At 70.9% G+C, this 9,852-nt stretch carries 8 protein-coding genes; 4 read left to right on the top strand and 4 right to left on the bottom strand.

The window, feature by feature from the left end:
- Positions 1-275 (top strand): helix-turn-helix transcriptional regulator (locus tag ICN82_RS20165; RefSeq protein ID WP_226898637.1); only part of this gene is annotated, 275 nt, incomplete at its 5' end.
- Positions 276-293: 18 nt separating this feature from the next.
- Here the strand turns inward: ICN82_RS20165 and ICN82_RS20170 are convergent.
- Positions 294-1,091 carry a hypothetical protein gene (locus tag ICN82_RS20170; RefSeq protein WP_193186843.1) on the bottom strand — a complete coding sequence of 266 codons (798 nt, stop codon included), beginning with the start codon at positions 1,089-1,091 and terminating at the stop codon, positions 294-296.
- A 249-nt stretch (positions 1,092-1,340) separates the two neighbouring features.
- On the opposite strand from ICN82_RS20170, the gene ICN82_RS20175 reads away from it, so the two are divergent.
- The 3 genes from ICN82_RS20175 (at position 1,341) to ICN82_RS20185 (ending at position 5,997) form a co-directional block, all read left to right on the top strand.
- Positions 1,341-2,255, top strand: a complete 915-nt coding sequence (locus ICN82_RS20175) for a hypothetical protein (protein ID WP_193186846.1) — start codon at positions 1,341-1,343, stop codon at positions 2,253-2,255.
- 194 nt (positions 2,256-2,449) lie between these two features.
- Positions 2,450-4,378: an acyltransferase family protein gene (locus ICN82_RS20180; RefSeq protein WP_193186849.1), complete on the top strand. Its 1,929-nt coding sequence runs from the start codon at positions 2,450-2,452 to the stop codon at positions 4,376-4,378.
- Between the two features lie 95 nt (positions 4,379-4,473).
- Positions 4,474-5,997 carry a lipopolysaccharide biosynthesis protein gene (locus ICN82_RS20185; protein ID WP_193186852.1) on the top strand — a complete coding sequence of 508 codons (1,524 nt, stop codon included), beginning with the start codon at positions 4,474-4,476 and terminating at the stop codon, positions 5,995-5,997.
- Here the strand turns inward: ICN82_RS20185 and ICN82_RS20190 are convergent.
- The 3 genes from ICN82_RS20190 to ICN82_RS20200 all read right to left on the bottom strand — a co-directional run.
- Positions 5,994-7,274 (bottom strand): nucleotide sugar dehydrogenase, encoded by a 1,281-nt coding sequence (locus tag ICN82_RS20190; RefSeq protein ID WP_193186854.1) that lies wholly within the window; start codon positions 7,272-7,274, stop codon positions 5,994-5,996. The genes ICN82_RS20185 and ICN82_RS20190 overlap by 4 nt on opposite strands.
- A 129-nt stretch (positions 7,275-7,403) precedes the next feature.
- Positions 7,404-8,489 carry an acyltransferase family protein gene (locus ICN82_RS20195; RefSeq protein WP_193186857.1) on the bottom strand — a complete coding sequence of 362 codons (1,086 nt, stop codon included), beginning with the start codon at positions 8,487-8,489 and terminating at the stop codon, positions 7,404-7,406.
- Positions 8,490-8,621: 132 nt separating this feature from the next.
- Positions 8,622-9,852: right-handed parallel beta-helix repeat-containing protein (locus ICN82_RS20200; protein ID WP_193186860.1), on the bottom strand; the 1,231-nt coding region annotated here is incomplete at its 5' end.

Raw genomic sequence — 9,852 nt, forward strand, 5'->3', positions numbered from 1 at the left:
CGCCCGGCGCGATCCTGGGACGGCTGCGCCACGAGCTGTCGGCGCGCGCCCTGCCCGTCTCGCGCGTCGCCGCCGCCTTCGGGCTCAGCCGGTCCGAGGCCCGGCTGGCCGCCGCGCTGGCCGACGGGCTGAGCCTGGCGGAGGCGGCAGAGGAGCTGGGCTGGACCCTGGGCACCGCGCGCAGCGCCTCCAAGCAGCTTTTCGCGCGGATGGGCACGGCCAGCCAGGCCGGCGTGGTGCGGCGGCTGCTGGAAAGCGGCGTCTGGCTGGGCTGAGCGCGCGGCGGGCGGGGCTCAGAAATGCGGCGTGCCGCCGCGATAGCTGGCGATGATCAGGTCATGCAGCCAGCGCCAGGGCAGGCCGCGCCCCTGCCTCTGCGCCGCCCAGACCAGCGCCCGGCCGCGGCGCCCGGAGGTCTGCCAATGCGGGTAGCGCAGGAAATAGGGGCTGCCTTCGGTGAAATCGGGGCTGAGCACCCGCACCGGCAGGCCGGTGCGCCAGCGCACCACCGGCAGCGACAGCTGGTCGCGGCCGCTGCCCTGGCCCAGCAGGTCCCACCACATCTCCATCGCCGCGATCACCTCGGGGACCATGTGGCGGCGGGCGAGGATCGGGTTGCTGGTCAGGCCCAGATCGTCGGGAAACCCCTCGGCGCGGTAGCGCGCCATCTCGCCTTCGAGCTTCTCCGGCGACTTGCTGCGCCCGGTGGCGGCGATGACCGCGGCCTCGGCTTCCACCGTGTCGCGCACCGGGTGGACATAGAGCGCCATGTCCTCGGGCCCGCCGAAGACCTCGGCGAAGAACGGCGCTAGCGATCCGGTGATGGCGATATTGGCGTCGAGATAGAGCGATTCGCCGTAATCCGGCAGGATCTTGTGCGGCAGGAGCTTGCAATAGCGGTTGCGCAGCGACGGCGAGAGCCCCTCCGGCGTCTCGATCCCGCGGGTGATCCAGCCCGGCACCCGGTCCGTTTCGGGGCGGTCGGTAAAGAGGATGTAATCGACCCCGGGCACCGGATCGGCCGGGGGGATGACCCGGTCATAGCCGTTGGTGACGCAGGTATAGACGACGCGCCGCGGAACATCCGCCATGATCGTGACCCTCGCTGCTGTGGCGGGCGGCCGGTGGCCTGCCTGCCCGATGACGTCCCTGTCGCGCCCCGGGATAGCGCGGGAGCGCGGCCGCGAACAGGAGACATCCCGTCCCGCCCTGCCCGCGGCCGGGGCGGGGAGGCGGGGCGCGCGCATGCAGCATCTCGTCGCCGCGCCAGACCTGCCATGCTCTGCTAGCTGTGGGATATCGGCCGGACGGCACGGGGTCCGACGGCAGGAAGGCATGGGGTGCGCAGGATGGTTTCCTCTCCGGTACGGCAATGGCGGCTGCATCTGGGCGCGCACAAGACCGCGACCACGCATCTGCAGGACACGCTGGCCGCGCATCGGCAGGCGCTTCTGGCGCGGGACATCGACTATCTGCCGGTGGCGGAGGCCCGCCCGGTCCTGCGGCGCAACATGCGCCCGGAGGGACTGCGCCGCAAATTCTGGTCGCCGCCGGTGCGGATGCTGATGCGCCGCGACCTGGAGCGGCTGCGCCGCGGGCCCGCGACGGTGCTGCTGTCGGAGGAGGACCTGCTGGGATACACTTTCGACCAGCTGGGCGATCCGCTCTATCCGCGGCTGCCGGGCCTGCCGCTGATCCGCGCGCTGGGGCAGGGGGGGGCGGGGCTGCACCTGTTCCTCGCCGTGCGCAGCCTCGATGCGCTGATCCCCTCGGCCTATGCCCAGATGATCCGGGCGCTGCCGCCGGAGCCGGGCGGTTTCGACGCGGTGCGCGCGCGGCTCGACCGGCAGCCGCCAACTTGGTGCGATCTGGTGGCGCGGCTGCGCGACGCGCTGCCCGGGGCGGCGCTGACCGTGTGGCGCTACGAGGACTGGCGCAGCCACTGGCGCGCGCTTCTCGACCGGTATGTCGGCGCCCCGGCCGGGCCCTATCCCGAACTGCCGCCGCCGGCCTCCACCCTGTCGCCCTCGCCGCGGGCCGTGGCGGAGGCCGAGGCGCTGGACCGGTCCCTGCCGATGGCGGCGCGGCTGCGCGAGGCGGAGGCGATCTATGCCCGCTATCCCGCCGGGGAGGCGCATGGCCGCTTCGCCCCGCTGGAGCCTGCGCTGGTGGCGCGGCTGCGCGAGGCCTACGAGGCCGACCTTGCCGAAATCGACCGCCGCTTCCCCGGCTGCCTGCTGCGCTTCGACCGCTGAGAGGGGCCTTGCGACATTAGACCGTGGGACAGTCGCGGCGAGGGTGATCTAGAAAGACGGGGCATGAGTTTGTTCGTTCTTTCAGGTCGCGCCCGCATGTCGAGCCCTTGCCTTTCCGGGACCGCCGGGTCCGGCCCTCCGTCATCTGCCTGCCGACCCGGTCCGGGTCCGGCCCGTTCCGCCGCGGGGGCGTCATGACCTACCGTTCCGATATCGACGGGCTGCGCGCCATCGCGGTGCTGCTGGTGCTGCTGTTCCACTGCCAGTTCCCGGGTTTCGCGGGCGGCTATGTCGGCGTCGACGTGTTCTTCGTCATCTCGGGCTACCTGATCACCGGCATCATGCTGGAGGATCTGCGGCGCGAGCGGTTCAGCTTCAAGACCTTCTACATCCGCCGGGCGCGGCGGCTTTTGCCCGCACTGGCCGCGACGATCCTGCTGACGCTGATCGGGGCGGGGCTGATCATGACGCCCGAGCATCTGAAGGAGACGGCGACCTCGGCCATCTGGACGGCGCTGTCGCTGGCCAACCTGCATTTCGCCATGGCCGACAGCTATTTCGGCGCCGCCTCCGAGATCAAGCCGCTGCTGCATACCTGGTCGCTGAGCGTGGAGGAGCAGTTCTATCTCGGCTGGCCGGTCGCGCTGGTGCTGTGCTACCGGATCGGCGGGCGGCGCGCGGTGCTGGCGGCGGTGGTCCTCGGCGCGCTGGCGGGGCTGGCGCTGTCGGAATACTGGATCGACCGCAATCCCAAGCAGGCCTATTTCCTGCCGATGTTCCGCGCCTACCAGTTCCTCGCGGGCGCCGCGCTGGTCTTCGCGGGCCATCTGCGCCTGCCGCCGCGGGCGGAGGAGGCGGGGCTGGCCGCCGGGCTGGTCCTGGTGATCGGATCGGCGCTGGCCTATGACGAGACGACGCCGTTTCCCGGGCTGATGGGGCTGGTCCCGACGGTGGGGGCGGTGCTGCTGCTGCAATGCGGGCGCGCGCGGATGCTGGGCCGGGGGCTGGTCTGGCGCCCGGCGGTGTGGCTGGGCCATGTCTCCTACTCGGCCTATCTGGCGCATTGGCCGGTGATCGTGTTCTGGCGCTATCTCTCGGCCGATCCGTTCAGCTTTGCCGAGAAGGTGATCCTGCTGGCCCTCAGCATCGGCATCGGCGCGCTTTTGTACCATTTCGTCGAGACCCCGTTCCGGCTGCACCGGGCGGCGGCGGCGCGGATGCGCTGGTCGCAGATGGCTCCGCCGCTGGGCGCGCTGGCGGTTCTGGCGCTGGCGGCCTTCGGCCTGCGCGCCGCCGACGGGCTGCCCCAGCGCATGGGGCTGGCCCCGGCGCATGAGGATTATGCGCGGCTCAGCCGGTTCCAGTTCCTCGACGATTACGGCGACGGGGTGCTGCAGCTGGGCCGCGGGACATCGGGCGAGCGGATCTTGATCTTCGGCGATTCGATGATGCAGAACTACGTCCCCGCGCTGATGCGCCTGCCGCGTTTCGCCGAGGCCGAGGTCACGGTGATCTCCCGCGGCGGCTGCGTCATGGCGGCGGGGGCGGTGCGGGTGATCAACCATACGCCCGACCGCGACTGCAGCGCCTATCGCGACCGCGTGGCGGCACAGGAGGGCCCGTTCGATCTGGCGGTCTGGGGCCAGAACTGGACCAGCTACGGCGACAGCCTGAACTGGGAGGCGCCGGGGCAGGCGCCGCGCCCGGCCTTCCCCGACCAGGAGCCCGACATGGCGGGCTGGCAGGACGGGGTGACGGCGACCCTCGACCGGCTGCAGGAGGTGGCCGAGGGGGTGATCCTGTTCGGGCCGCAATACAACGCCGCCGGGGTGCCGCCGCTGCTGGAACGCATCGGGCCCTTCGCGCCGCTGGAGGCCGCCGCCGAGGGGGTCGCGCGGATCCGCCATGCCGAGGCGCCCGCCCGCGCCGAGATCCTCGCGGGGCTGCGCGCGATGGAGGCCGGGCGGACCGGGCTGCGGGTGATCGATCCGCAGGCGCTCCTGTGCGACGGGGCCGAGTGCCGGTTCCACGAGGGCGGCGTCAGCTATTTCATGGACCCCGTGCACCACACCGCGGCCGCCACGCCGATGCTGGCGGCGCGGCTGGAGGCGCTGCTGCGCTGAGCCTTCCGCCTGCCGCCGGGACGGGTCGGGTCCCGGCGGCAGGCGACCCGATCCGATCCGGCCCGACCCGCGCCGCCCTCGATGGAGACCCTGCCTTGTCCCCCACGCCCCCGCCTGCCGATCCCCGCGACGCGCTGTTCCGCATCGACCTGGAGGCCCGCCAGCTGGCGCGCGCCGCCGGCGGCGCCTCGGTCTATGTGCTGTTCATGGCCTTCCTCAAGGCGGCCCAGCAGCTGGGCAGCATCGCCATCATCGCGCGGCTGGTGCCGCCGGAGGATTTCGCCGTCTTCGCGCTGGCCATGCCCGGCGTGGTGCTGGCGACGGTGCTGTCGAATTTCGGCCTGCCCCAGGCGATCATCCAGCGCCGCGAGATCACCCATGCCCAGGTCAGCGCGCTGTTCTGGTGCAATGCGCTGCTCGGCCTGGCCGCGTCGCTGGTGCTGGCGGCGATCGCGGTGCCGGCGGCGGGCTGGTTCGACGAGCCGCGGGTGACGCCGATCTTCCTGGCGATCTCGGCCAGCGTGCTGCTGGCGGCGATGGCCGGGCAATACGTGGCCATCATGCGCCGCACGCTGCGCATCCGGGTGAGCGAGCGGGCGACGCTGGCGGCGGAACTGGGCGCCACGGCGGTGGCCATCGTCACCGCGCTTATGGGCTGGAGCTACTGGGCGCCGGTGCTGCAGCAGATCGCCATCCCGGTCTTCACCCTGATCCTGCTGATGGCGGCGACGCGCTGGCTGCCTTCGGGGCCGCGGCGCGCGGATTTCACCGGCATCGGCGCGGCGCTGTCCTTCGGCGGCTATGTCGCGGGCAGCTCGATCCTGACGCGGATGTCGCAATATATCGGCACGACCATCATCGGGGTGATGCTGGGGCCGACCCCCACGGCGCTGTATTACCGCGCCACCAACCTCGCGATGCTGCCGCAGCGGCGGGTGATGGTGCCGCTCTCCTCGGTCTTCACCCCGACCCTGTCGCGGCTGCAGGACGATCCGGCGGCGCTGAACGCGATGTTCGCCCGGCTGGTCAGCCGCGCCGACCTGCTGATGAACCCGGTGGCGGTGGGGCTGGCCTGCGGCGCGCCCTGGATCGTGGCGCTGATGCTGGGCCCGGACTGGGAGGCGGTGACGCCGCTGCTGTTCTGGTCCAGCCTCTTCACGCTGGGGGCGGGGCTGCGCAACGGGCTGCAATACCTGTTCTTCGCCTGCGGGCAGAGCCGCCCGTTCTTCTGGGTGTCGGTGCTGCGTTTCGCGGTGGTGTCGCTGTCGCTGTGGCTGCTGGCGCCGCGGGGCATCGAGGCGATGATCGCCGCCTACATGCTGGCCGAACTCGTGGTGATCCTGCCCGCGCTGGTGGCGGTGGCGGACCGCACGACGCCGGTCCGCTGGCGCGCGGTGCTGCGATTCTGCTGGGCGGATTTCGCCTTTGCCATCGGGCTATGGGCGGTGCTGCAGGCGCTGGTGGTGCCGCATCTGGCGGGATGGTCCGCGCTGCCCGCGCTGGCGGTGCTGGGCCTGCTGATCGGAGCGGCCTATGCCGCGAAGGTGCTGGCCAGCCGCGAGCTGCGGGGCGAGGCGCGGCGGCTGATCCGCCGCGCCCTGTCCCGCCGGGGCGGCTAGAGCGCGCCGAGATCGCGCAGGTCGCAGGCGGCGGGCAGGGCGAGGTCCTTGACCGTGGCATTGGCCGCGATCACCCGCGCATAGCCCCCCGCGGCGGCCTGTTCCTCGGCATGGGCCTTGTCCACCAGCAGCGTCTGGATCATCGGCAGCTGGCTGTAGGCATAGCCCAGATTGGCGCCGACCAGCTTGCCCGCGTCGATCGCCGGGTCGTAGATGTCCAGCTCGAACCCCGCCTGCAGCATCTTGCGCGCCAGGTCGACATTGGGGCTCTCGCGCAGGTCGTCGGTGGCGGCCTTGAAGGCCAGCCCCGCCAAGAGCACCCGCGCCCCCGGCTCCAGCCCCTCGACGGCATATTCGTAGAGCCGGTGCTTGTGCGCCTCGTTGGTGCGGATCAGGCTTTCCACCAGCGGCATGGAGGTGCCGCTGTCGGTGCCGATATATTGCAGCGCGCGCACGTCCTTGGGCAGGCAGGAGCCGCCGAAGGCGCCGCCGGGACGGGTGTAATAGGCCGAGATGTTCAGCTTGGTGTCGGACTTGAAGATCTCGTGCACCTTGGAGGCCTGGATCCCCAGGTTGAGGCAGACCCGGCCGATCTCGTTGGCATAGGCCACCTTGACCGCGTGCCAGGTATTGTCGACGAATTTGGTGAATTCCGCCTCGCGATAGCCCACGTAGAAGACCGGGGCGGTGATGTTGGCGTTCAGCGCGTCCATCGCCGCGACCGGCTGGCCGTCGCTGGTGCCGATGACGATCTTGGGCGGCTCGAAATAGTCCTTCACCGCCGAGGATTCGCGCAGGAATTCGGGGTTGTAGACCAGCTCCACCTGGCTGTCGGCGGCATCGCCCAGGATGCTGCGGAAGATCGGGCTGATCAGCTCCTCGATCGAGCCGGGCCGGATGGTGGATCGATAGGCCACCGCCAGCGGCGCGCTGCGCGCCTCGTCCCGCAGCGCCAGCGCGATCTGGCGCGAGACATCGGCGATGAAGCCCATGTTGTGCGACCCGTCCGCCGCCGAGGGGGTGCCGACGCAGACGATGGCCAGGTCGGCGCCGTCGAGATGGTCGCCGATGGCGGTATCGGCGGTGATCAGGCCCTTTTCCAGCCCGTCGGCCAGCATCTCCTGCACGCCGGGTTCGACGATCGGCGCGCGCCCCTCGAGGATCGCGCCCACTTTCTTGTCGCTGACATCGATGCCCACCACCGAATGGCCTTCGCTGGCAATGCAGCAGGCGGCGGTGAATCCGACATATCCGAGACCGAAAATAACAACTTTCATGTCACTTTATCCATCTTCACAAAATCTCCGGCGCCTCCTGGCGCAGACCTTCGGGACGAGCCTATCACGCCGCCGGTCTTTGGCACCGCGACCCAAGGTCCGCCCCCGGGGCCGTCCGGGGCGATCCGCTCAGCGCGGGACCGGGGTCAGCCGCGCGCGCCATCGTTTCGCCGGGCGTTCGGCCAGGTGATAGACGGCCACGGCATAGCCCAAGCACAGCGCCCCGGTCACCAGCGCGCGCAGGATGGCGGGCAGGCCCTCCAGCCCCGCCGCCTGCCAGAACACGTCCATGTTCGCCAGCAGGACGGTGTGGATCAGGTAGACCGAATAGGAATAGAAGCCGATCCGCCGCATCCAGCCCCAGTTGAGCGGGCGGAACGGCAGCAGCCGCGGCTGGGTCACCGCGTAGTGGAAGACCGGCATCAGCGCGAGCCCCTGCAGGCTGTAGCGGACGGTCTCGCGGAAGAAATCGTCATCGGGCAGGAAACAGGCCAGCAGCACCGCGCCCGCCCCGCCGAGCCACAGGATCCGCCCGGCGCCGGTCGCGGGAAAGATCCGCGCCGCGACGCCGCGGGCGGTCATCATCGCCAGGACCGCCCCGTAGAGGATCGAATCAAAGCGCGTGTCGGTCGACATGTAGATGGTGTTGGGTTCGGTTCCGAAGACCCCGATGCGCAGGCACCGCCAGACCAGCAGGCCCGCCAGGATCGCCGCCATGTGCCACAGGGTCAGCCGCCGCCGCAGGAAAAGCAGGAAGAGGCTGGGGAAGATCAGGTAGAAATGCTCTTCCACTGCCAGCGACCACAGCACGTTGAGCCCGCGCGCGCCCTCGTTCCAGTCGGGCACCAGCACCTGGTAGTAATTGTAGTAGTAGAGCAGCTGGCTCAGCATCGCGCCGGGGACCAGCTTTCCCAGGAATATCCCGGCCGCCACCAGCCCGTAGGTCACCGCCAGCGTGACCAGGAGCGGCGGGCTCAGCCGCAGCAGGCGGCGGATGTAGAAGGCCCGCAGGTCGATCCCCCCCGCGGCCTCGGCCTCGCGCTGGAACAGCGTGGTGATGAGAAAGCCCGAGAGGAAGAAGAACACCGTCACCCCGAACCCGCCGGGCAGCGGCAGCCCGATATGGGCATGGGCGAAGAACACGATCGCGATGGACACGGCGCGCAGCCCGTCAAGCGACGGGATGGTGGCGTGGTTGTGCATCGTCAGGGCCATGGCAAGCGCTCCCGTCTCTGTCACGGCCGCACGGGGCGGACCGCAGGGGCTGGCGCCGCCGCTTTCGGCGACGGGCCCCGGCAATCCTGCCCCGGACGGGGCAGGGCGGACCATGCGTCATGGCGCGCGGGATCAGCCCGTCCAGCCATGCCGGGCGCGGTAGCGCGCGGCGGGCGAGGACAGGTCCGGGGTGAGCTTGCGCCAGAAGGCAGGGGCCACCGGCCGCGTGCTGAGCAGGCGGTTGTCGGGGGCCAGCCGCACCCGGCCATCGGCCAGCGCCTCGGGCTCCGCCCGCACCGGACGGTGCAGCCCGTCATAGGGCAGCAGGGTGTTGCGCGAAATCTCGGCCCCCGCGGTCCGCTCCAGCGAGATCGTCGGCACATGCCCTCGCTCGGGCGCGTCGGGCAGATCCGGCGAGGGCAGCAGGAGGTTGTCCGCGATCACCACCCCGTCGGCATCGCCCAGCGAGATCCCCCAGACATGGCGGTTGACGATGGTGTTGCCGGTGATGCGCAGCCCGGTGGCGCGGTCGGTGCCGTCCTTGACGTTCTGCATGTGCCCGAAGATCGTCTGGGTCCAGGGCTCGCCCGGTCCCTGGTGGAACAGGCAGTCGCGGATCTCGACCTCGTTGAGGCCGATGCCTTCCCTCCCGGCCCAGTACTGGATCATGTCGGGATGGTCGCGCCGTGGCGAGGCGCGGGCCAGCCAGGGTCGGAAGCCGTGGAAATGGCACTCGGCGATGGTCACGGCCGTGACGTCGTGGATGTTGATCCCCTCGCGGGCGCGGGCGACCTCGATCCCTTCCATGCGGATGTCGCGGGACCGGTTGCAGCCGATGGCGGCACGCAGGTCGCTCATCACCAGGCCCAGGGCGCGCATCCCCTCGCAGCCGCTCATGCCGATGCCGTAATCGCGGCCATAGCCCGCCAGGGCGTAATCCCGGTCCAGGTTCGGGGCCTCCGGGTCGACCCCTTCGGCGGCGGTGGGGATATAGCCGGTAAACCCCGCATCCTGCACGGTGATTGCGCGGCATCCGGTCAGGCCCAGCTGGACCTTGTCCATCCGCCCCTTGTGCTCGCGGAAGCCGCCGGTGACGAAATCGACGCCCTCGATCACGAGATTGGCGACATCCTCCAGATGCAGGTTGGCCGAGAAGACCGCGCGCGCCGCCGGGTCGGCCGAGCCCAGGACCAGCGGGCCGGAAAAGCTGCGCTCGCGCAGCCGCGCGAAATCGTAGCGCCCCGGCGCCAGCAGGATGCGCCCGCCCGCATCCGGCGCGCTGCGGAAAGCCTCCTCCAGTTCCGCGGCCGTGCCGACGAGGCGCGCCTCCGCGGATTGCGCGGCGGCCGCCCGCGGCAGCGCG

Origin of the sequence: Mangrovicoccus algicola (genome assembly GCF_014903745.1) — a bacterium.
Lineage (GTDB): Bacteria > Pseudomonadota > Alphaproteobacteria > Rhodobacterales > Rhodobacteraceae > Mangrovicoccus > Mangrovicoccus algicola.

Bases quoted from the DNA above. Each gene is read 5' to 3' on its own strand.
- ICN82_RS20170 (WP_193186843.1), bottom strand. From the start codon at position 1,091: ATGGCGGATGTTCCGCGGCGCGTCGTCTATACCTGCGTCACCAACGGC.
- ICN82_RS20180 (WP_193186849.1), top strand. From the start codon at position 2,450: ATGACCTACCGTTCCGATATCGACGGGCTGCGCGCCATCGCGGTGCTG.
- ICN82_RS20190 (WP_193186854.1), bottom strand. From the start codon at position 7,274: ATGAAAGTTGTTATTTTCGGTCTCGGATATGTCGGATTCACCGCCGCC.
- ICN82_RS20195 (WP_193186857.1), bottom strand. From the start codon at position 8,489: ATGGCCCTGACGATGCACAACCACGCCACCATCCCGTCGCTTGACGGG.